Below are 22563 nucleotides of genomic sequence, written 5' to 3' on the forward strand. Positions count from 1 at the left end.
ATAGTTATGACCAACCCAAATAATGCTTATCAGCCAAGCGGCGATGCTTATGGCGGTGGCTCTTATGGCGGACAGTCGCAGCAGTCGAACCCCTTCGGATCATCCAGTGATCAGTACGGTTACAGCTCGGCTCCGTATGGCGGTTCGCGGCAGTCCCAGAATCTGCCCGCACAGCAGGATGCATACCAGTCAAACTATGGCCAGCAGCCACACCCGGGAGGCGAGCAGAAGTCATGGTTGGTAGCACTGCTCCTGTGCTTCTTCTTGGGTGAACTGGGAGTTCATAACTTCTATATTGGTCGCTCGCAGCGCGGCATGTGGCAGTTGGGCCTCGCAATTGTAGGATTCGTTACCTCTTTTTTCCTGATTGGCTTTTTCCTCATCGCTGGCTTGGTGATCTGGAAGTGGGTTGAGCTTGTATTCATCGCCGGTGGCTTCTCTGGCTTTGATAAGGACGCCGACGGAGTTCCGCTGAAGAAGTAAAACTCACTCGTATCCGCGTAGTTGACGTGGAGACTGACCGTCCCGCTGCCCACTCAAACTTGCTGGGGGAGCGGGACTTTTCAATATCTGGTTCGGTGGGTACCGTCAAATGCATGAATCTGGATTTTTCCTCTGCCTTTACTGAACGCACGCCGCGCGTGGTTAATGCCGCCAAATTACACCGGGCGGCCAGCCGCCGAAAAGCGGAGCGTTTCCTTATTGAAGGCGAAAATGCCGTGGACGCGGCCGTGTCCACGGGTGCAGCCACTGATGTTTTCGTGACGGAAAAGGCCGCCGAGCGCTTCGCGCACATTGTCCAAGCCTGCGGCTACATGGACGTGTATGTGCATCCCATTACGGATAAGGCGGCAAGACACCTGTCCGATACCGCCACGAGTACTGGTCTCTTTGCCGTGTGCCGCCCAGTGCTGTGGACCGCTGGAAAAATTTTGGCCGGCAAGCCGAAGCTAGTGTCTGTTCCTGTCTTAACGGCGGAGCCGGGCAACGCGGGAACGCTCATCAGGACTTCGGATGCCATGGGTGCCGATGGCGTTATCTTTGCCGGGGAGACCGTGGATCCCTTGGGCTGTAAGGTGGCGCGCGCGTCGGCCGGATCACTTTTCCATGTGCCCGTAGCCCGAGACCCCAACATCAAGGATGTACTGGGCAAACTGCGCTCCTCTGGCCTGCAAGTGTTGGCCACGGCAGCTGATGGCGAGGTCGACCTCGCCGATGCGGACCTGTCCCAGCCCACCGCGTGGCTCTTTGGCAACGAGGCACATGGCCTGGGTGATTTGCAGGATGAGGCGGACATGCGTGTGCGTATTCCGATTCTTGGCCGAGCGGAATCTCTGAATCTCGCCACGGCCGCCAGCATTTGCCTATATGAGTCTGCGAAGCAGCAGAGCAGCTAGCGCCGCCGACGTGCCAGGGTTGGTGGCCACAGAAGTCAGGCGGCACGGTAAGATAGCTCGCGTTAGTTTTTGTGCGAGAAGAAGGTAATCAAGGCACGTGTCCGATACACCTCAGATCGAATTGACCGAAGAGGCCCTCGAGGCCGCCGCGCAGAAGGCCATCGCCGCCTTCGAAGCTGCAACTAGCCTCGACGAGCTCACCTCCGCCCGTCGCGAGCACCTTGGTGATAGCGGCTATATTCCGCAGGCCCGCCAGTCACTGGGGCAGCTGCCGAAGGACCAGCGTAAGGATGCTGGCCGCGTAGTAAACATGGCCCGCGGCAAGGTGGAGAAGAGCTTTGCCCAGATTCGTGAAGTACTGGAGCAGGAGGCCCGCGCCGCACAGCTGAAGGCGGAGAAGGTCGATGTTACCGTCCCTACCACCCGCGCACAGACCGGTGCTCTGCACCCCATCACCGCGCTGTCAGAACGTATTGCGGACATCTTTGTGGGAATGGGTTGGGAGATCGCCGACGGCCCAGAAGTCGAGGCTGAGTACTTTAACTTCGATGCTTTGAACTTCAAACCGGATCACCCGGCACGCACTTTGCAGGACACCTTCCATGTGGGCAAGGAAGGCTCCAAGCAGGTGCTGCGTACCCATACCTCCCCGGTGCAAGTGCGCACGATGCTCGAGCGTGATGTACCGCTCTACATTGCTTGCCCGGGCCGTGTTTTCCGTACTGATGAGCTCGATGCCACCCACACTCCGGTCTTCCACCAGGTGGAAGGCCTTGCCGTGGATAAGGGGCTGACGATGGCCCATCTCCGTGGCACCTTGGAGCACTTGGCCAAGGTACTCTTCGGCCCGGAGACCACCACCCGCATGCGTGTGAACTACTTCCCGTTTACCGAGCCCTCCGCCGAGGTCGATGTCTGGTTCCCCAATAAGAAGGGTGGCGCCGGCTGGATCGAGTGGGGCGGCTGCGGCATGGTCAACCCCAACGTTTTGCGCGCGGTGGGCATTGATCCCGAGGAATACACCGGTTTCGCTTTCGGCATGGGCCTCGAGCGCACCCTGCAGTTCCGCAATGGTCTGACCGATATGCGCGACATGGTTGAAGGCGATGTCCGCTTCACCCTGCCTTTTGGCGTGCAGGCATAGGAACCCAGAGAAAGGATAGAAAGAAAACAATGCTTATTTCCCAAGACTGGGTTACCCGTATCCTGGGCACCGCTAATTCCGGCTGGACCGTGTCCTCTGATGAACTGGACTCTGGATTTGTCCGCGTAGGTTTTGAAACCGAGGGCTACGAGGCCCTTCCGGAAACCACGGGCCCGTTGGTTATCGGTCAGGTCGTAGAGATCGAAGAGCTCACCCAGTTCAAGAAGCCAATTCGCTATTGCCAGGTTAACGTTGGCCAGGCCAATGGGACGGGGGAACTGCAGGGCATTATCTGCGGTGCCCGCAACTTCCGCCTCAACGACTATGTCGTAGTCTCCCTTCCAGGCGCTGAGTTGCCGGGCGGATTTAAGATTGCGGCCCGCGAGACCTACGACCATATCTCCAACGGAATGATGTGCTCCGCAGCTGAGCTGGGCTTCGGCCTTAAAGCAGACGGCATCATCGTGCTAGGGGAGGAGGTTGCCGACAAGATTGGTGAGGACGCCCGCCCCCTCATTGGGCTGTCCGATACGGTCTTCGATGTCAACATCACCCCGGATCGTGGCTATGCCTTGTCTGCACGCGGCCTGACGCGTGAAATTGCCTCCGCATTTGATCTCACTTTCCCGGACGTGGCGCAGGACCCGAGTGTGGCTGGCATCGATACCTCCGTCGTGCCGGCTCCGGAGGGCACGCTTATCGACGTTGACCTGAGGGAGGAAACCAAGGCGCAGCGTTTTGGTCTGCGCAAGGTGACCGGTATTAACCCGGCAGCGCGTACCCCGTTCTGGATGGAGCGCGAGCTCATGCTCTCTGGTCAGCGCAGCGTCAACGTGGCTACCGACGTCACGAACTACGTCATGCTGCTTCTTGGCGCGCCGATGCATGCCTTTGACGCCGAAGTTGTCAAGGGCAACCTCGTTGTGCGCAACGCCAGCGAAGGTGAGAAGTTCGAAACCCTCGACCATGTCCAGAGGGAGCTTTCAGAGGGCGACGTGGTCATCTGCGATGACAACTGTATCCAGTCCTTGGCGGGCGTCATGGGTGGCACCACCTCCGAGATTTCTGACGAGACGACTGATGTCTACTTCGAGTCGGCCATTTGGGATCCGATCACCGTGGCCCGCACGTCCCGCCGCCACAAGCTTTCCTCGGAGGCTTCCCGCCGTTTCGAGCGCGGCGTAGATCCGGCCATCGTCGAGGTAGCGCTGGACATGGCGTGCGCGCTGCTTCAGCAGATTGCAGGCGGCACGATCGAGGCCGGGCGGACGCTCGTGGGAGACGTCGCCAAGCGCGAACCCATCTCCCTGCGTGCGGCGAAGCCGAGTGAGTATGCCGGTATCGAGTATTCCCAAGACACCGTGGTGAAACGCCTTAGGGAGGTCGGCTGCGAGGTCTCTGGTGAGGAGGAGCTCTCCGTCGTCCCCGCCTCTTGGCGCACGGACATCGAAATGGACGTTGATCTCATCGAGGAGATCCTGCGTCTGGAGGGGCTTGAAGATATTCCGACCATCCTGCCCACTCCGGTGGGCGGCCGCGGCCTGACTCCGGCGCAGAAACGTCGCCGTGCGATCGGACATGGGTTGGCCTACGCGGGCTACGCCGAGGTCCTCCCGTCGCCGTTCATCGCGAACGACATCTTCGACACGTGGGGCTTGGACAAGGAGGATGCACGCCGCCAGACCGTGGCCGTGCAGAACCCACTCGAGTCAGACAAGGCGATCCTGTCCACGACGTTGCTGCCCAATCTCCTTGAGGCCATCGCCCGCAACGTTGCCCGTGGCCGCGGTGATCTGGCCCTGTTCGGCCTTCAGCAGGTGGCCTTCAAGCGCGCTGACTCTTCTCCCATGCCGTCGGTGGAATCGCGCCCGGAGGAGTCGGTGGTCACCGATCTCCTTGAGTCTTTGCCGCTGCAGCCGTTGCACGTAGCCACGGTTGCCACCGGAAACATTGAACACGAAGGTCCGTGGGGAGCTGGCCGCGCCTACAGCTACGCGGATGCTATTGAGGCTGCGCGCCAGGTTGCTCGTTCCGCTGGCGTTGACATCGCAGTGAAGGCAGCTGAGCAGCTACCGTGGCACCCGGGCCGCTGTGCCGCGATCGTCCTCGCGAGCGATGAGGAGACAGTCGTAGGCTATGCGGGTGAGCTGCACCCGCAGGTCCTTGAGGCCTTGGAGCTGCCAGCACGCACGTGTGCGATGGAGCTCGATGTGTCAGCCTTGCCGCTGGATGAAAAGTTCCCCGCACCCGTGCTGTCCTCCTTCCCGGCTTTGCACCAGGACATCGCCTTGGTGGTGGACGAGGAAACCCCGGCGGAAACGGTTCGCCGTGTGGTCGAAGAGGGTGCTGGTGATCTCCTAGAGTCTGTTGAGCTTTTCGATGTCTTCCGTGGCGAACAGCTCGGCGAAGGAAAGAAGTCTCTGGCTTTCCAGCTGCTCTTCCGCGCTGGTGACCGCACTCTGACGGATGAAGAGGCCAACGAGCACCGCCTCGCTGCTGCGGATTTGGCCCAGCAGCGCCTTGGCGCACAGATGCGGGCCTAGCGTTCCGACTCTGTCCATCCACTAACCCGGCTCACTCAACAGGTGGGCCGGGTTTTCTTGTGGGCAGCGGGGCGATGACGTGGGGAGAGATCCCCTTGCGCTGGAAGGGTTGTGCTCTGCCTCATAGTCTCGAGGGTGCAGCAAGGATGCTGAGTTCTCACACCACGCCACACCGAAAGGATTGTCCATATCATGCGCTTTATTTCTCGTATCACCGCTACCGCCGCCGTTGTCGGCGCATTGACTATTGCCCCGCATGCCTCCGCTGACTTGTCCCAAGGTTTCTCCAACGCCGATGGCACCGTCAACTGCGAAGCCGCGAACATCGAGGGTACCTACGTCGCGTGCCTATCCGATGGGGCACGAGCCACGAGCCCGCAGTGCAACCCGCCGGGCCAATTGGCTCCGCGATTCATCTACCATGCAGGTCGCTCCAAGGCTGACTGCTTCAACCAGGGGTTGACAACCACGAGTTTCAAGCGCCTGCAGCCCGGCCAGATTTATCAGTTCAATGAAGTCGTCGCTATCGCGGACGCCCAGGGCGGTATCCACTTCGTCGGCCCGCACGGCTACCTAGGCTATGCAGGAAAGACCGCCGTATCGGGTGCAGAGGGCGTGGGAGCTGTGTCTTCCCGCGTCATGTAAATCTTCTTAAGCCCGACCTGTCCTCAATTATGCGAATTATGCGCCGAGTCATTCGGCGCATTTTTTCTGAATAACATACGACGGACTGCATTATTTGCTAAAGTGGCCGCATGACTATTTCAGTAGCAATCGCCGGAGCTACGGGCTATGCAGGCGGCGAAATCCTCCGCCTCCTACTGTCGCACCCAGCATACCTCTCGGGCGAGCTGCGCATCGGCGCGCTCACCGGGCATTCCAACGCAGGTCAGCGAGTATCTGAGCTCATGCCGCACCTGCCGCAAGTGGCGGACCGCGTCATTGAGGACACCACGCCGGAGGTTCTAGCCGGCCATGACATCGTGTTCCTCGGTTTGCCGCACGGGCATTCCGCGGAGATCGGCCGCCAGCTGGGGGAGTCCGTCACGGTGATTGACTGTGCGGCTGACTTCCGCTTGCGCAGCAAGGAAGACTGGGACGCATTTTATGGTGGTGAGTACGCCGGTGCTTGGCCTTATGGAATTCCGGAGATTCCCGGCAACCGTGAGCAGCTTAAAGGCAGCAACCGCGTTGCCGTTCCCGGTTGCTTTCCCACCACGATTACCCTGGGTGTGTTGCCAGCCGTGGCGCAGGATTTGATTGAGCCAGATCTGTCGGTGATAGCAATTACCGGGGTGTCCGGAGCTGGCAAGAAGGCCTCCGTGGCACAGCTGGGTGCGGAAACCATGGGCAACCTCAAAGCCTATAAGCCAGGCGGGACACACCGGCATACCCCGGAGGTCGTGCAAAACCTACAGCCTTTTACGCAGCAACCGGTGTCTGTGAGTTTCACTCCGGTGCTGGCGCCGCTGCCGCGTGGCATTCTGGCGACGATTACGGCGCCGTTGAAGGCGGACGCCGACAAGCGCACAGTCGCCGAGGCCTTCCGTGACTTTTATGCTGATGAACCATTTTGCCTCGTCCTGCCTGAGGGCCAACAGCCGGAGACGCAAAACGTGGTGGGCAGCAACATGGTCCATATCCAAGCACACGTGGATGAGCGCGCCCGCCGTCTCGTGATTACCGCGGCTCTGGACAACCTGTGCAAGGGCACCGCCGGCGCTGCTGTCCAGTGCATGAACCTGACTTTGGGATGGGAAGAAATCCTGGGCCTTCCACAGGCAGCAGTTGCCCCTTAAAGCGCGCGTACCTTCCCAGGCGTTCCGCACCGCCTTCTTCAACTCACTTCCACACGAACTAGGAGAAAACTCGACATGATTACCGCCCCTGCAGGATTCCTCGCTGGCGCCACGACAGCCGGAATCAAGCCCTCCGGAAAACCCGACATGGCCCTCGTGGTTAACCAGGGTCCTAATTTCGACGCCGCTGCGGTCTTCACGCGCAACCGCGTGGTGGCCGCGCCCGTGAAGCTATCCCGCGAAGCAGTGGCGGATGGCACTGTTCAGGCCGTCATTTATAACTCCGGCAACGCGAATGCTTGCAACGGCGAACAGGGAGACAAGGACGCTGCGGCGATTGTGGCAGCCACCGCTGAGCACACGGGTATCCCTGCCGCCAACATCGCGGCGTGCTCGACGGGACTTATCGGAGAGCTCCTTCCCATGGATAAGGCACTGGCTGGCGTCGAAGTGGTTGCCGGAGATCTTGGCGCGGATGCAGCTCACGGTAAGTCCGCGGCGGAAGCCATCATGACCACCGATACCGTAGCTAAAGAAGCACTCATTGAGGCCGAGGGCTGGAGCATGGGTGCGATGGGCAAGGGTGTAGGCATGATGGCGCCGTCACTGGCCACCATGCTGGTGTGCATCACCACCGACGCTGTTGCCTCCTCTGAGGCCTTGCACTCGGCGCTGCAGGCAGCGAGCGATCAAACTTTCAATACGCTCGATGTGGACGGCTCCACATCGACGAATGACACGGTCATCATCATGGCTTCCGGTGCTTCCGGGAAAGAACCTAGCCAGGAGGAGTTGGATGCTGCGGTTCTCGCGGTGTGCGCCGATATCGCGGATCAGCTCCAAGCAGACGCCGAGGGCGTGACCAAGCGCGTGAAGATCATTGTGGAAGGCACCGCTAACGATGAACAGGCGCTCAACGCCGCACGCACTTTGGGCCGCGACAACCTCTTCAAGTGCGCCATGTTCGGATCGGACCCGAACTGGGGCCGCGTGCTCGCCGCTGTCGGAATGGCGGATGCCGAAATGGAACCGGACAACATCTCCGTGTTCTTCAATGACCAAGCCGTATGCGTCCGTTCCACTGGCGCGCCCGGCGCGCGCGACGTTGATCTCTCCGGGGCCGATATTGATGTGCGCGTGGACTTGGGTACCGGGGGATCCGGCACAGCTTTTGTCCGCACCACCGACCTGTCTCATGACTACGTGGAGATTAACTCCGCGTACAGCTCTTAAGAACGCGCGAGGAGGAATAATGCTTCAGGGACTAAGTAATGCCGACCGCGCCACTGTGCTCGCGGAGGCCCTGCCATGGCTGCAGCACTACCGCGACAAGATTGTGGTCGTGAAGTATGGCGGCAACGCGATGGTGGATGATTCCCTTAAGGCCGCCTTCGCTGCCGATATGGTTTTTCTGCGCACCGTGGGTGCCAAGCCCGTCGTTGTCCATGGCGGTGGGCCGCAGATCAACGAGATGCTGGGCAGGCTGGGAATCGAGGGGGAATTCAAGGGCGGTTTCCGCGTGACTACTCCGGAGATCATGGATGTGGTTCGCATGGTTCTCTTTGGCCAAGTGGGGCGCGGCCTGGTCAACCTCATTAATTCTCATGGCCCGTATGCCGTGGGTACCTCGGGTGAGGACGCTGGGTTGTTTAAGGCGCGCAAGCGGCTTGTCCAGGTCGATGGTGAGCCGACAGATATCGGCATGGTGGGAGAGATCGTCAGCGTGGATCCCACCGCTGTCATGGACATCATCGAGGCCGGGCGCATCCCGGTGGTGTCCACCATCGCGCCTGGTAACGATGGCGAGGTTTACAACATCAACGCGGATATCGCGGCCGGGGCCTTGGCGCGAGCGTTGGGCGCCGAGCGCTTGGTGATTCTCACGAATGTGGAGGGGCTGTACACCGATTGGCCGAACCGCGACTCCTTGGTGTCGAAGATCGAGATTGACAAGCTCAGCACGCTTCTCCCAGGCCTGGATTCCGGAATGATCCCGAAGATGGAGTCCTGCCTCATGGCGGTGGAAGGTGGGGTCAACGCCGCGCACGTTATCGACGGGCGCATCGCCCACGCCGTGCTGCTGGAGCTGCTAACTATGGGAGGAATCGGCACGATGGTGCTGCCCAATGACTATAACCGCGAGGACTACCCGGAGGGAACGGTCTTCAGGAAGGACGATAACAAGTGACCGCGCAGACCAAGTTGACAGAGCGTTGGGATCAGGTACTCAGCAACACCTATGGAACCCCACCCGTTGCCATCGTGTCCGGTAAGGGGGCCACGGTAACCGATGAAGACGGTAAAGACTACATCGACATGCTCGCCGGTATCGCGGTGAACTCGCTAGGCTACGCCCACCCGGCGATCGTCGAAGCGGTGAGTGCCCAGGTGGCCACCGTAGGCCACGTGTCCAATCTTTTTGCCAGCGAGCCCGTGGTTGAAGCCGCCGGGAAACTCCTGGAAAAGGTGGGAGATGGCGAGGCCCGCGTCTTCTTCTCTAACTCCGGCGCGGAAGCTAATGAGGCGGCCTTTAAACTGGCTCGTTTGACCGGCCGTCGCCGCATCCTTGCGGCGCACCATGGTTTCCATGGCCGGACAATGGGTTCTTTGGCCATGACTGGGCAGCCCAGCAAACGCAAAGCCTTTGAACCTTTCCCGGGCGGCGTGGAGTTTTATACCTACGGCGACATCGACTACCTGACCGCCTTGGTGGAACAAGATCCGGAGGGCACCGCCGCCATTATCTTGGAGCCCATACAGGGGGAGACGGGTGTCGTCCCGGCACCAGAAGGTTTCTTGACGGCGGTGCGTGAGCTCTGCACCAAGCACGGCATCCTCATGATCGTGGATGAGGTGCAAACGGGTGTGGGGCGTACCGGTGACTTCTTCGCCTTCCAACATGAAGGCATCCTCCCGGATGTCATCACCATGGCGAAGGGGCTAGGTGCTGGCATGCCTATCGGTGCCACCATTGCGCGTGGTCAGGCCGCAGATCTTTTCACCCCGGGCTCCCACGGCACGACGTTTGGCGGCAATCCTGTCTCGTGTGCGGCGGCGTCAACGGTGCTGGAGCTCGTCGACCTCCCCTTCCTCGCCGAAGTCACCCGCAAGGGCGAGTGGTTGCGACAGGAGATCGGTAAATCCCCTGCGGTGCAGTCGGTGCGGGGCCGAGGGCTTATGCTAGGTGTTGTATTAAATAAGTCGGTGGCCAAGGAAGTCGTGGCTGCAGGTTTGCAGCATGGCCTTATCCTCAACGCCCCAAGTAGCGAGGTCGTACGCTTGACCCCGCCGCTGGTGATCACCGATGAAGAACTCACCCAGGCGGTGGAACGCCTGCATAAGGTACTGGAGGAAATTGCATGAGTGTGCGCCATTTCTTGGCCGATGATGACCTCACGCCGCAGGAGCAAGCCGAGGTGCTCGACCTTGCCCTAAGGCTCAAGAAGGATCCCTTCTCCGAGCGCCCGTTGGAGGGGCCGAAGTCGGTGGCTGTGCTTTTTGACAAGACGTCGACGCGCACGCGTTTCTCCTTCGAGGCGGGAATTGCGCACCTAGGCGGACACGCCATCGTTACGGAGACCAAATCCACGCAGATGGGCAAAGGGGAGACCTACCAGGACACCGCAGCGGTGCTCTCCCGTTTCGTTGAGGCAATCGTGTGGCGCACATATGCGCATCAGAACCTTCTGGACATGGCGGAGACCGCGACAGTACCCATCGTCAACGCCTTGTCCGATGATCTCCATCCCTGCCAGATCTTGGCGGACTTGGTGACCTGTCGCGAGAACTTCGGGGACCTTACTGGACTGAAGGCCGTCTACCTAGGGGATGGCAATAACAACATGGCTAATTCCTACATGTTGGGGTTTGCTACCGCTGGCATTGAGATGACCATTGTTGCCCCGGAGGGTTTCCAGCCGCAGGCGGAGTTTGTTGAGCGTGCCCGAAAGCGCGGTACAGTGACGGTGACCGACTCCCTTGATGGCGTGGACGGCGCTGATGTTGTTATTACCGACACGTGGGTGTCCATGGGCCAGGAGGATGACGGCAAAGACCGCCGCACGCCGTTTTTGCCCTATCAGGTGACCGCGGATGTGATGTCCCGCGCTAAGGACGAGGCAATCTTCCTGCACTGTTTGCCGGCCTACCGCGGCAACGAAGTGACTTCTGAGGTAATTGATGGGCCCCAGTCGCGCGTCTTCGATGAGGCAGAAAACCGCCTCCATGCGCAGAAGGCGCTGCTGGTCTGGCTCCTTGCGGCTCAAAAGGAGAACTAAGCGAATGACTACGACCCCAACTACACGCAATGCCCGCCAAGCCAAGATCTTGGAGATCCTGGATCGCACCCGGGTCACCAGCCAAGTCCAGCTCTCAGAGCTCCTGCTCGATGAAGGGATTGATATCACGCAGGCTACGTTGTCGCGCGATCTCGATGAGCTGGGCGCCAAGAAGGTCAAGCGCGATGGCGGGCGGTCCTTCTACGTGGTGGGAGGTGAGTTGGAGCAGTTCGAAGATCAGCTCAACGGCCCGCGTGAGAAGCTCCGGCGCATGCTTGATGAACTGGTGGTGTCCCACGACTTCTCTGGCAACATCGCCATGCTGCGCACCCCGGCGGGCGCTGCACAGTACTTGGCCTCCTTCATCGACCGCGTGGGACTTCCAGACGTGGTCGGCTGCATTGCGGGCGATGACACGATCTTCGTCCTCGCGCGCGAGGGGTTGACTGGCCGCGAGCTTGGTGAGAAACTCACCAACCGCAGCATTTAACATTTATACGCAATCCTGTATAATATAAATAAGTTCGATTTTTTAGCACCTGTTTGTCTTAAAGGAGCAAATTACTATGACTGCACGCGTCGTGCTTGCCTACTCTGGCGGTCTCGATACCTCTGTCGCCATTCCTTACCTGGCCAAGATGACCGGCGGCGAAGTCATCGCCGTCTCTCTTGACCTCGGCCAGGGTGGCGAGGACATGGAGTCCGTGCGCCAGCGCGCCCTCGACTGCGGTGCGGTCGAGTCCATCGTCGTCGATGCCAAGGATGAGTTCGCAGAGGAGTACTGTCTGCCCACTATCAAGGCAAATGGCATGTACATGAAGCAGTACCCGCTGGTATCGGCTATCTCCCGCCCGCTCATTGTCAAGCACCTCGTTGAGGCTGCTCAGGCTCACGGCGGCACCCACGTCTCCCACGGTTGCACCGGCAAGGGCAACGATCAGGTGCGCTTTGAGGTCTCTTTCCGCGCGTTGGATCCGGCTCTGGAGATTATCGCCCCGGCGCGTGACTACGCCTGGACCCGCGATAAGGCCATCGCCTTCGCGGAGGAGATTAACCTGCCGATTGAGCAGTCCGCCGCATCCCCGTTCTCCATTGATCAGAACGTCTGGGGCCGCGCGGTAGAGACCGGCTTCCTAGAGGACCTGTGGAACCCGCCCACAAAGGACCTCTACGCCTACACCGAGCAGCCGGACCTGGGCAATGCCCCGGACGAGGTGACCATCACTTTTGACAAGGGTGTTCCCACCGCTATTGATGGCAAGCCGGTGACCGTCCTCCAGGCTATCGAGGAGCTTAACCGCCGCGCTGGTGCCCAGGGCATTGGCCGCCTCGACATGGTGGAGGACCGCTTGGTGGGCATCAAGTCCCGCGAGGTCTACGAGGCCCCTGGTGCCATGGTGCTTATCAAGGCTCACGAGGCGCTGGAAGATGTCACCGTGGAACGCGAACTGGCCCGTTACAAGCGCCTCACGGACGCTCGCTGGTCCGAGGAAGTCTACGATGGCCTCTGGTTCTCGCCGCTGAAGCGCTCCCTGGATGCTTTCACCGAGTCCACCCAGGAGAACGTCACCGGCGATATCCGCATGGTTCTGCATGCTGGCACCGCCACCGTCAACGGCCGTCGCTCTGGCCAGTCGCTGTACTCCTTCGACCTGGCTACCTACGACACCGGTGATACCTTCGATCAAACCGCGGCCAAGGGCTTTGTCCAACTGCACGGCCTGTCGACGCAGATCTCCAACCAGCGTGACCGCGACGGCGGTTTCCCCACCGGTAAGTAAACCAGCACAGTCAAGGCCAAGGTAAGGAATCGATGCACAAGACTAACGAGGGTGCGCTGTGGGGCGGCCGCTTTTCGGGCGGCCCCTCCGAGGCGATGTTTGCCCTGTCCGTATCCACCCACTTCGACTGGGTCCTCGCCCCCTATGACGTGCTGGCCTCCAAGGCTCACGCTAAGGTCCTGCACAAGGCGGGATTGCTATCCGACGCTGACTTGGACACCATGCTTAACGGGCTGAGTGAGCTAGGGGAAAAGGTTGCTTCTGGTGAATTCACCCCGCTGCCGACGGATGAAGACGTCCACGGTGCAATGGAGCGCGGTCTCATCGACATCGTAGGACCTGAGGTCGGTGGCCGCTTGCGCGCTGGGCGCTCCCGAAACGACCAGGTGGCAACGCTGTTCCGGATGTGGATTCGCGATGCCATTCGCGATATCGCACTTCAGGTCACGGATTTGGTGGAGGCTCTGGCCAACCAGGCCGAGGCCCACCCGGATGCCATTATGCCGGGCAAGACCCACTCCCAGGCGGCGCAGCCGGTGCTGCTGGCACACGAGCTGCTCGCTCATGCCCAGCCGCTGCTGCGCGATATCGAGCGCCTGCAGGATCTGGATAAGCGCTTGGCGGTGTCCCCTTATGGTTCTGGTGCGCTTGCGGGTTCCTCGCTGCACTTGGATCCGGAGGCGATTGCCGAGGAGCTGGGCTTCGATTCTTCCGCGGAGAACTCGTTGGACGGTACGGCAGCGCGTGACTTCGCCTCCGAAACGGCTTTCGTGCTCACCCAGATCGCGGTGGACATGTCCCGCCTGTCGGAAGAGATCATCTATTGGTGCACCCCGGAGTACGGCTACGTCACCCTGGATGATGCCTGGTCGACTGGTTCCTCGATCATGCCGCAGAAGAAGAACCCGGACGTTCCGGAGCTGACCCGCGGTAAGACCGGCCGACTCATCGGTAACCTCACCGGCTTGTTGGCAACGCTCAAGGCGCAGCCTTTGGCCTATAACCGAGACCTGCAGGAGGATAAGGAGCCCATCGTCGACTCGGTGGCGCAGCTGAACCTCTTGCTACCGGCCATGACTGGGCTGGTGGAAACCCTGACCTTCCATGAAGACCGAATGCGTGAGCTGGCCCCGCGCGGTTTCACCTTGGCCACCGACCTGGCCGAATGGATGGTGCGCCAGGGTGTGCCGTTCCGCGAGGCGCACGAGGCTTCCGGTGCCTGCGTGCAGATCGCGGAGTCTCGCGGTGTGGATCTGGTGGATCTCACGGATGAAGAACTGGCGGGCGTCGACAAGCGCCTGCTTCCGGAAGTACGTGAGGTGCTTACCATCGATGGGGCAGTGGCGTCCCGCGCCACCAAGGGCGGCACCGCTGGCGTTCGCGTGGTGGAGCAGCGTGAAAAGGTTCGCGAGCGCGCTGGCGCCGCGCGGGAGTGGGCGAAAACTACCCTGCGCTAGTCCGCACAGAGATTTAGTAACCGCATGGTCTTTTGGGGCCATGCGGTTCTTTTGTGTGTGGGGGTAGAAAACAAATCTATTACTACTGGGCATCGATGTGTTAGGGCGCACTGTGGGGGTATCGAAGTGAGGGAAATCTCATAAGGTTGATATAACGTTTCCTTAGGGAATGTGAAGAAAGGCACGTTCGCAACATCGAAAGGACTATCTCCCTAATGGCTGATACACTTCGCCCGCCCAACACGGATTCTCACGAGAAGGAGAAAGCGGTCTATGCTTCGGAAGACCACGGCCTTCAGAAGGGGATGGGCAATCGGCAGCTCCAGATGATCGCCATCGGCTCTGCGATCGGCACCGGTTTGTTGCTCGGTACCGGCAGCCGATTGCAAACCGCTGGACCATTTCTCGCAGTTTTGTATCTGGTCTGCGGTTTCTTCGGTTACATTATCTTGCGCTCGCTCGGCGAGCTCATCGTCTACCGCCCAAGCTCTGGATCTTTCGTGTCCTATGCACGCGAGTTTTACGGCGAAAAGACTGCCTTCGTTACCGGATGGCTCTACTGGGGCAACTGGGCTGCGACCTTGGTGGCCGACGGCACAGCCGTGGCCATCTACATCAAATGGTTTGGCCAGTACACCTCCTGGCTCGACGCTGTCCCGCAATGGTTACTTGCTCTCGGCGTAGTGTGCAGCATCCTTTTGTTCAACATGTTGTCGGTGAAGATCTTCGGTGAGCTGGAGTATTGGTTCTCCATGATCAAGATCATCGCGCTGTTGATTTTCATGGTCGTGGCTATCGGCGTGGTGATTATGGGGCACCCGAATGGTGACCCCACGGGCTTTAGCCTGATTTCCGATGCCGGTGGCTGGCTTCCCAATGGCCTGCTTCCCGCCGTCATCGTCATCCAGGGTGTGGTCTTCGCCTACGCCGGTATCGAGCTGGTGGGCACCACCTCCGGTGAGACCAAGGACGTGGAGAAGCATATCCCACGCGCGGTCAACAGCGTCCTGTTCCGCATCGTGGTCTTCTACTTCGGTAGTGTGCTGCTGCTGACCCTGGTGCTGCCGTACACCAGCTACGTTGCGGAAGTGTCGCCGTTCGTGACCTTCTTCGAATCCCTCGGCGCTGGTTATGCCGCACCGATCTTCCAGCTGGTCGTCATCACCGCGGCAATTTCCTCGCTGAACGCTGGACTGTATTCGACGGGCCGCATCATGTACAACATGTCTACTGCCGGCTCCGGGCCGAAGTTTGGCGCGCGCATGTCCAAGTCTGGTGTGCCCTACGGTGGCATCGTGATGGCCGCCTTCGTCGGCCTTGCCGGCGTGTTCCTCAACTATGTTGTGCCTGAAATGGCCTTCGAAATCGTGCTGAACTTGGCGGCGCTGGGCACGCTAGCGTCGTGGGCTGCAGTGGCCTTGTCACATATCAAGTTTCTGCAGCTGGCCAAGAAGGGGCGCTATACCCGCCCGAACTACCGCTCGCCATTCGGCCAAGCTGGTGACTGGTCCGTTCTCGCTTTCATCGGCGTGGTCATCATCCTCATGGCTTTCGATTACCCCATCGGAACCTTCGCTTTGGCCTCAACGCTACTTCTCATCCCAGTGTTTGCGGCAATGTGGTTTGCATGGCGTGAGCGAATCTACGCGATTGCGGCGGAGAGGAAGGCCAAGCACCTGCCGACCTCGCGGTTCCCGGCCGCACCGCAAACGGACCTTCACCCCAGGAACCGAAACGCACAGCACAGCAAGAACCAAGACAAGAACTAAGAATGGAGACTTTGATGAAGCCTGTAGTTAAGTTTGTGGACGTAGAAAATATGGCGCGCTGGATTCAGCGCGAAGGCGTCGAGAACATCATCACCGGGATGGTGGACTATCTTGAAGCCGACTACCGCGAATGGGAGCGCTTCGACAAGGTTGCGCGCGTTGCCTCCCACACCCCCTTTGGCGTTATTGAGCTCATGCCGACCTCCAATGGCAAGGAGTACTCCTTCAAATACGTCAACGGTCACCCGTCCAACCCCGCCCGCGGCTATCAGACGGTTACTGCCTTCGGCGTGTTGGCAGACGTTGACAATGGATACCCCACCTTCGAGGCCGAAATGACGCTGCTTACTGCACTACGTACGGCCGCAACCTCCGCCATGGTGGCCAAGTACCTAGCCCGCAAGGATTCCAAGCGCATGGCCATGGTGGGTGCCGGCTCCCAGTCCGAGTTCCAAGCCCTAGCCTTCCGTGGCGTGATGGGAATCGACGAGATTGCCATCTACGACATTGACCCTGAGGCCGTAGAAAAATTCCAGCGCAATCTGGAACCCTTGGGCTTCAACATCACGGCCGCCTCGAGCGTTGACGAGGTCGTTGTGGGCGCGGATATCATTACCACCTGCACCGCGGACAAGGCTCAAAACCAGATTCTGGCTGAGCGCCACGTTGCACCGGGCGTGCACCTCAATGCCGTCGGTGGTGATTGCCCGGGCAAGACCGAGCTTGAAAGCTCCATCCTGGATAAATCCAAGGTTTTCGTTGAATTCCCAGAGCAGACACGCATCGAAGGAGAGATTCAGCAGAAACCGGAGGACTTCCCCGTGGTCGAGTTCTATCAGGTACTCACCGGCCAAGCCACCGGGCGCGATAATGACGAGCAGATCACACTCTTCGATGATGTCGGATTCGCTATCAATGACTTTTCGGCTCTCCGCTACCTGCGCGATTCTGTCAAGGGCACAGATTTGGAATCCGAAATCGACATCATCGCGAACCCCGACGACCCCAAGGATCTTTTCTCCTTGGTCGCGAACGTACCTTCCCTTCTTTAGCCCGAGCGCAAGGCAAGGGGGGTGCCTGTTTCTCCCCTTGCCCCGCCGTGAATCCAGCGGTGGGAAGAAAATCACTTTATGATCTAGGTCATGAGCAGCTCATCGTCGAAGAAGCGCACCAAGTCCTTCGTGATCGCCGCGGTTTTCCTCGTGATTGCTGTGGCATCCATCGTGGTGGGGCGCGGAGGTAGCTCCCTTCCGAGCTTTGGCTTTTCCACAGGCACGCATCACGTTAAGGGCGCCATTAGCCCGGAGCTGGAGGCTGTTTTTAAGGACCCAGCCACAACGAAGGCGATGGAAAAGCACGATATCGAGCTCGAGCTCGATATCCTGCCGGCACGGGACTTCGTTGAGGGAAGCAGTAGCTTGGACAAAGATTATGACTTTGTGCTCGCGGATCCTAACGGCGCTACATGGACCTCCGATGTGCGCGATGCCCATCCGGATCTAGCCGGAAGGGATGACCTATCCCCGATGTATTTTGGTAAGCCGCTGTTGGTGCTGGTACATAGCGAGCTTGTCGAGGACATGAGGGACCACGGTTTGGTTGCGGGATACGACAACCAGGCGGCTTTGGACATGGAGACGCTGGTGGAGATGTCCCAGAAGGACACTCGCTGGCGGGACATCAGCCCGTCCTTCGGCTCGCCGCGCGTGGTGGATGTGGCGGTGCCACAGGTGGACCAGTCCTTTGCCGCACTGCGCTATGCCCGGGTCGTACACACCGCGGCCGCGAGCTATGCGGAAAAGGAACTGGGCAGCGATAGCAAGGAGAAGATCAACGCGCAGGCGAATGACATCATGCGCCGCCTCGTTGCTGATCAGGGGTATGGCGAAACCACCGATCAGGGCATCCTCGATGCTTTCCTCCGTGTGGATAAGGGCGAAATGCCTATGGTATTGACCACTGCGGAGCAGTACCTGTACCTCGATCGTGCGGGCAAGGACCTATCCGGCTATGCGCTGTTGTCGTTGAAACCGGCGACGAAACTAAGCAGCATCGTTCTTCCACGCACGGACGAGGGCGCATTGTTCGCCACAGCAATGGATGAAGACGCAATCCCAGCAGTCGCGGAGAACCTTGGCTTGGGCTCGCAGAATTCGGACTTCGTTGCCAACATTGACTCTTCAGCTACCTACCCGATCCCGGTGGATGGTGGCGATACCACCCAACTACGGTGGGCGGATTATGAAGAGATTTTGCGGGTGGTTGGCTAAGGCCCCGCAAGGAAAGCATCAGGAAGGTACAGGGAATGTTTCGGTCTTTAAAAGTCCTGCTCGCAATGCTGAGCACCATGGCGCTGACGGCTTGTTCGGCAGGCGGCTTGTTCGATGATTTGGATATGCCGGGTTCCGGCTCCTCCTTCAGCGGTGGCCTCAACATTGTGGCGGCCACGGAGCTTAAGCCTCTGGAGCCGGTGCTTGACGACGCCTCCCAAGACCTCGGCTTCGATATCACCATGACCACTGAGGATGGGACGCTGGCGAATTCCCGCAGCCTGAAACAAGGCGGTTTCGACGGAACCTATGATGCCACGTGGTTTGCCACCAATCGTTATGCGCGCATCATTGGTGCCGATGAGAAGCTGCGAAAAGAACACAGTGTGGCGCGATCCCCCGTGGTACTCGGTGTGCAGCCTTCCGTGGCGAAGGAAAAGGGCTGGACCACGAAGCAACCGACGTGGCAGGAGATTGCTGACTCGGGGATTACCTTCGGTATGACCGATCCTTCGACCTCAAATTCGGGCTTCTCCGCGCTAGCGGCCGCTACCACTGCTTTCGCGGACACCGGCCGCGCGCTTACGGAGAAAGATATCCGCCAGGCCACGGGCAAGGTCCAGAAACTCTTCAGCAACCAGACTTTAACGTCGGGATCGTCGGGTTGGCTGGCTGATAGGTTCCGCGAGCATCCGGAGCAGGCCGACGCCATCCTTAACTATGAATCAGTGCTTTACCAGCTCAAGGATGAGGGCGTCGATCTTGAGGTGGTCATCCCCTCCGATGGCGTGATTTCGGCGGACTACCCCTTGTCGGCTCTCGCCAGCTCCCCGGACCAGGAGGCTGAGGGCAAGGTGCAGGCGCTTGCCGAATGGTTTGCTGAACACCCAGAGAAGCTGAGGAACTACCACCTGCGTGTGGACGATTCTGATATGCCTGGGACCATCTTCGAGCTGCCGTACCCGGCGAATGAACAAACCGTAAGCGCACTGGAGGATGCCTTTGCTCACGAGCTGCGTAACCCTGGCAACACGGCGCTGGTCTTGGATACCTCGGGCTCCATGGAGGGCGAGCGCATTGATTTGCTCAAGAATAGTCTGCGCCCGCTGATCGACGGCTCAGCTGACGGCTCTCCAGACGGTGAAGGCCAGGTAGCCTTCCGTAACCGTGAGCAGATCAAGCTCATCCCTTATTCTTCCGAGCCTCAGCAGCCGACTCGCGCGCGAGTCGATTTAGAGAATCCGGCAACCACAAAAGAGCTTGCTGATCGCGTAGATCGACTCGTGGCGGATGGCGATACGGCGACGTTCGAGGCCGTGCTCAATGCTTTCAACGAGGTAGACACCAGCAACGGCGAGATCGGGACCGTGGTACTCATGACTGATGGCGAAGTGACGCGTGGGCGCACTTTTGCACAATTCAAGGAGGCCTATGAGCAGCTTCCCCCGGAGAAAAAGGAGATCCCGGTCTTTGTCATCTTGTATGGTGAAGCCAACATTCAAGAGATGGAGGAGCTTGCTCAGCTCACGGGCGGCAAGACATTCGATGCGCTCAACGGCGACCTTGCCGCGGCCTTCGAGGAAATCCGCGCTTACCAGTAAAAATCTCCACCTATCCCCAGGAGGACCTACACCTTATGAACACACTGAACTCGCGGAAGATCGTCGTCGGCGTTGCGGTAACCGCGCTCGTTGTCGTCCTTCACGTGCTAACTGGTGGCGGTTTAGGTTTCCTGTGGCCACTAGTCGCGGTCTCCACAGGTGCGGCTGCAGGATTCGTGACGCCGCCCAAGCAGGAGAAGAAGGCCATTGAAGCCCCTCCATCCGGCGCAGGTGAATTGATTAATTCGTTGGAGGGCGTCCGATACAACCTGAAGCAGTCCAAAGTGCCCGGACCTGTTCAGAAAGCGTGGGACTCGTTCGATGACTCGGCTGTGTGGGTCCTAGACAATTGGCACCGCCTTGACGATGCTCCACACCAGCAAGCCCTCGTGCGGGACATGATTGAAGAACACTCCAAGGAGCTGGTGAATTCTTACCTCGACGTAACGGACTTGAAGAATCCAGTCGCTGTCGAGGAAATGAGCGAATCGCTGGGGATCCTAGGCCGAGAGATGGGTGAGATTCGAGATGCCATAGCCCAAAACTCGGTACGCAACCTGCGCAACCATTCCATGGCTCTCAAACTCGAATACGGCGGGACCCTTCCATCCATCGAATCCAAGGAGGTGTAGGGTTAGCGGTTATGAGTCTCGATTCGAAGCTGCTCGACATCTTGGTATGTCCGCAGGATAAAGGTCCGCTGGTTTATCTGGCCGAAGAACAGGTTTTGGTCAACGAACGCCTCGGCGTGGCCTATCCCATTGAGAACGACATTCCCGTCATGCTGGTAGACCACGCAGTACCGTGGCCACCCCAGAATTAATTCTCACAGCACCGAATCGACTTTCCAAGGAGCATTCATGAACATCATCGATGAGCTGCAGTGGCGCGGCCTCATTAACCAGTCCACCGACCTTGACGCGCTGCGCGAGGCCTGCGAAGAGCCCATTACCTTGTACTGCGGTTTTGATCCAACCGGTGACTCCCTCCATGCTGGTCACCTCGTTCCGATGATTATGCTGCGCCGTTTCCAAAAAGCTGGCCACCACCCGATTGCTTTGGCCGGTGGCGCAACGGGCCAAATCGGTGACCCACGCGACGTAGGGGAGCGCACCATGCTGTCGCAGGAGACCATCAACGAGAACATGGTGGCTATCAAGAAACAGCTACGCCAGTTTATTGACTTTGAGGGCGAGAACGCAGCCACCATGGTCAACAATGCTGACTGGACCTCGCAGATGACCGTCATTGATTTCCTGCGTGATGTCGGCAAAAACTTCTCGCTGAATACCATGTTGGATCGTGATACCGTCAAGCGCCGCTTGGAGTCCGACGGTATTTCCTACACCGAGTTCTCTTACATGCTCCTCCAGTCCAATGACTACGTCCACCTTCACGAGGAGTACGACTGCGTCCTGCAGATCGGCGGCGGTGATCAGTGGGGAAACATTGTGTCTGGTGTCGACCTCAACCGCCGCGTTAAGGGCGTCAAAGTCCACGGTCTCACCGTCCCGCTGGTGACGGATGCCCAGGGGCAAAAGTTTGGCAAGTCTACCGGTGGCGGAAAGCTCTGGCTCGATCCGGAAAAGACGTCGCCTTACTCGTGGTACCAGTACTTCCTCAATGCCGGCGATTCCGTGGTCATTGACTACCTGCGGTGGTTTACCTTCCTGTCTAAGGAGGAGATCGCTGAATACGAGGAGAAGGTTGCCAATGAACCTTTCCGTCGCGAGGCACAGCGCCGTCTCGCCCAGGAAATGACCACGCTGGTTCACGGCGAGGATGCCACCAAGGCTGTCGAACTTGCTGCTCAAGCGCTGTTCGGTAAAGCAGAGCTTGCTGACCTTGATGAGCAGGCGCTGGCGGGTGCGCTTTCTGAAACCACCGTGGCCGAGATTGCTGCTGGTGATCCGCGCACCATCGTTGATCTGTTGGTTGCCTCTGGTCTGGCAGATTCCAAGGGTGCGGCTCGTCGCACCATCAAGGAAGGCGGAGCCTACGTCAACAACCAGCGGATTGAATCCGATGACTGGGAGCCGGCGGACGAAGACCTGCTACACGGTAAGTGGCTGGTCCTTCGTCGCGGTAAGAAGAACTTTGCCGGTGCCAAGCTCGACTAATTAGCGTGCTCGACCTCGCTAGATGACTGCATACGGATCCCGTCGCTTTGTGCGGCGGGATTTCGTCGTTTCTGGGACGGAGTATCTGCACCGGCTGCCGTAGGTTAAGAAAACTGCTGTTTACCTGGCGATTTGTTGAAGCTAGGGGCTGTGCGTATATTTATCGAGGTCGCCGCGAGAAGCTGGTGACACGGAGATTAACTCCTAGTTGACAAGAGAGAAACTTGTTAGCTAGAGTGTGAACTCCAGCCGCTCAGAGCAGAGAATCGATGAATTCGAAGTGACGGGTGTGCGGATGATGTTTGAGAACTCAATAGTGTGCCAATGTACTTTTTGTGTTGGTTGATTTTATTCATTGTGGCTGCGATACGCCGTATGCGTATCGCGGTTGGTGTATGCCGGATG

General features: G+C 59.2%; 20 protein-coding genes. All 20 read left to right on the forward strand.

The genetic code is table 11. The features are described 5' to 3' along the window. The first annotated feature begins 6 nt into the window (after nt 1–6). The 20 genes from RDN59_RS03030 to tyrS all read left to right on the forward strand — a co-directional run bounded on the left by RDN59_RS03030 (nt 7) and on the right by tyrS (nt 22158). A complete protein-coding gene (locus RDN59_RS03030) occupies nt 7–483 on the forward strand; it encodes a TM2 domain-containing protein (protein WP_308606536.1) in 477 nt (158 codons plus the stop codon). A gap of 113 nt (nt 484–596) precedes the next feature. Next, the gene (locus tag RDN59_RS03035) at nt 597–1397 is read left to right on the forward strand and encodes an RNA methyltransferase (RefSeq protein WP_308606537.1); all 801 of its coding nucleotides are present in this window, start codon (nt 597–599) and stop codon (nt 1395–1397) included. A 97-nt stretch (nt 1398–1494) separates the two neighbouring features. After that, nucleotides 1495–2541: a phenylalanine--tRNA ligase subunit alpha gene (gene pheS, locus RDN59_RS03040; RefSeq protein WP_308606538.1), complete on the forward strand. Its 1047-nt coding sequence runs from the start codon at nt 1495–1497 to the stop codon at nt 2539–2541. A 29-nt stretch (nt 2542–2570) separates the two neighbouring features. Next, nucleotides 2571–5084, forward strand: coding sequence for a phenylalanine--tRNA ligase subunit beta (pheT, locus tag RDN59_RS03045; protein ID WP_308606539.1), 2514 nt, complete (start codon nt 2571–2573; stop codon nt 5082–5084). Nucleotides 5085–5276: 192 nt separating this feature from the next. Then, nucleotides 5277–5729, forward strand: coding sequence for a hypothetical protein (locus RDN59_RS03050; RefSeq protein ID WP_308606540.1), 453 nt, complete (start codon nt 5277–5279; stop codon nt 5727–5729). 110 nt (nt 5730–5839) lie between these two features. Next, nucleotides 5840–6883: an N-acetyl-gamma-glutamyl-phosphate reductase gene (gene argC / locus RDN59_RS03055; RefSeq protein ID WP_308606541.1), complete on the forward strand. Its 1044-nt coding sequence runs from the start codon at nt 5840–5842 to the stop codon at nt 6881–6883. Between the two features lie 75 nt (nt 6884–6958). Next, on the forward strand, nt 6959–8116 hold the full coding sequence (gene argJ / locus RDN59_RS03060) for a bifunctional glutamate N-acetyltransferase/amino-acid acetyltransferase ArgJ (RefSeq protein WP_308606542.1): 1158 nt from the start codon (nt 6959–6961) through the stop codon (nt 8114–8116). A gap of 19 nt (nt 8117–8135) precedes the next feature. After that, nucleotides 8136–9071, forward strand: a complete 936-nt coding sequence (gene argB, locus RDN59_RS03065; protein WP_308606543.1) for an acetylglutamate kinase — start codon at nt 8136–8138, stop codon at nt 9069–9071. Then, nucleotides 9068–10246, forward strand: coding sequence for an acetylornithine transaminase (locus tag RDN59_RS03070; RefSeq protein ID WP_308606545.1), 1179 nt, complete (start codon nt 9068–9070; stop codon nt 10244–10246). Before argB ends, RDN59_RS03070 begins: the two co-directional genes overlap by 4 nt. Continuing rightward, nucleotides 10243–11160 (forward strand): ornithine carbamoyltransferase, encoded by a 918-nt coding sequence (gene argF / locus RDN59_RS03075; protein WP_308606546.1) that lies wholly within the window; start codon nt 10243–10245, stop codon nt 11158–11160. Before RDN59_RS03070 ends, argF begins: the two co-directional genes overlap by 4 nt. 4 nt (nt 11161–11164) lie before the next feature. Beyond that, the gene (locus tag RDN59_RS03080; protein ID WP_046648521.1) at nt 11165–11650 is read left to right on the forward strand and encodes an arginine repressor; all 486 of its coding nucleotides are present in this window, start codon (nt 11165–11167) and stop codon (nt 11648–11650) included. Nucleotides 11651–11726: 76 nt separating this feature from the next. Then, nucleotides 11727–12941, forward strand: coding sequence for an argininosuccinate synthase (locus RDN59_RS03085; RefSeq protein WP_010190050.1), 1215 nt, complete (start codon nt 11727–11729; stop codon nt 12939–12941). Nucleotides 12942–12973: 32 nt separating this feature from the next. After that, nucleotides 12974–14398 (forward strand): argininosuccinate lyase, encoded by a 1425-nt coding sequence (gene argH / locus RDN59_RS03090; RefSeq protein ID WP_308606547.1) that lies wholly within the window; start codon nt 12974–12976, stop codon nt 14396–14398. Between the two features lie 215 nt (nt 14399–14613). Further along, nucleotides 14614–16167 carry an amino acid permease gene (locus tag RDN59_RS03095; RefSeq protein ID WP_374044574.1) on the forward strand — a complete coding sequence of 518 codons (1554 nt, stop codon included), beginning with the start codon at nt 14614–14616 and terminating at the stop codon, nt 16165–16167. 14 nt (nt 16168–16181) lie between these two features. Beyond that, entirely contained in the window at nt 16182–17219 is a 1038-nt protein-coding gene (locus tag RDN59_RS03100) for an ornithine cyclodeaminase (protein WP_308606548.1), read from the forward strand. 90 nt (nt 17220–17309) lie between these two features. After that, nucleotides 17310–18437 (forward strand): hypothetical protein, encoded by a 1128-nt coding sequence (locus RDN59_RS03105; RefSeq protein WP_308606549.1) that lies wholly within the window; start codon nt 17310–17312, stop codon nt 18435–18437. 35 nt (nt 18438–18472) lie between these two features. Further along, entirely contained in the window at nt 18473–20038 is a 1566-nt protein-coding gene (locus RDN59_RS03110) for a VWA domain-containing protein (protein WP_308606550.1), read from the forward strand. A gap of 35 nt (nt 20039–20073) precedes the next feature. Then, nucleotides 20074–20670 carry a hypothetical protein gene (locus tag RDN59_RS03115; protein ID WP_308606551.1) on the forward strand — a complete coding sequence of 199 codons (597 nt, stop codon included), beginning with the start codon at nt 20074–20076 and terminating at the stop codon, nt 20668–20670. Nucleotides 20671–20681: 11 nt separating this feature from the next. Then, the gene (locus tag RDN59_RS03120; protein WP_308606553.1) at nt 20682–20861 is read left to right on the forward strand and encodes a Trm112 family protein; all 180 of its coding nucleotides are present in this window, start codon (nt 20682–20684) and stop codon (nt 20859–20861) included. 37 nt (nt 20862–20898) lie between these two features. After that, complete coding sequence (gene tyrS, locus RDN59_RS03125; RefSeq protein WP_308606554.1) at nt 20899–22158, forward strand: tyrosine--tRNA ligase; 1260 nt, start codon at nt 20899–20901, stop codon at nt 22156–22158. The last annotated feature ends 405 nt before the right edge of the window (nt 22159–22563 follow it).

Source organism: uncultured Corynebacterium sp., from assembly GCF_902489365.1.
GTDB lineage: Bacteria > Actinomycetota > Actinomycetes > Mycobacteriales > Mycobacteriaceae > Corynebacterium.